General features: G+C 43.1%; 1 protein-coding gene. It reads left to right on the top strand.

Features of this window, described 5'->3' with window-relative positions; all coding sequences use genetic code 11:
* Positions 1-217, top strand: a 217-nt coding sequence (locus tag RM549_RS19480; protein ID WP_489752698.1) for a hypothetical protein, incomplete at its 5' end; no start/stop codon positions are given.
* Positions 218-260 lie beyond the last annotated feature (43 nt).

Below are 260 nucleotides of genomic sequence, written 5' to 3'. Positions count from 1 at the left end.
ATTAATTCCACAGGGTGGAGGAGAACATTTATACGGTCATCGGTGCGCGGGTGAATGGCTCACTATTGAATCGATGAAACAAGCTGTGGATTTTCTGATTAACCGGATAACTTACGAAATACCCGATCAGGATTTGACATTCAGTTTATCGCGTATGCCCACGCTGCCGCGCAGTGGTTTTATAATGAGAAACATAAAAAGCCAGCAATATGAGTGAAGAAGACGAAATTCAGCTTGATGCCTCTAATAAGGCGGAAAGA

Origin of the sequence: Autumnicola patrickiae (assembly GCF_031846525.1) — a bacterium.
Classification (GTDB): Bacteria; Bacteroidota; Bacteroidia; order Flavobacteriales; family Flavobacteriaceae; genus Autumnicola; species Autumnicola patrickiae.
The sequence above is the reverse complement of the archived record's forward strand: the minus strand, read 5'-3'. Positions and strand labels throughout refer to the sequence as shown.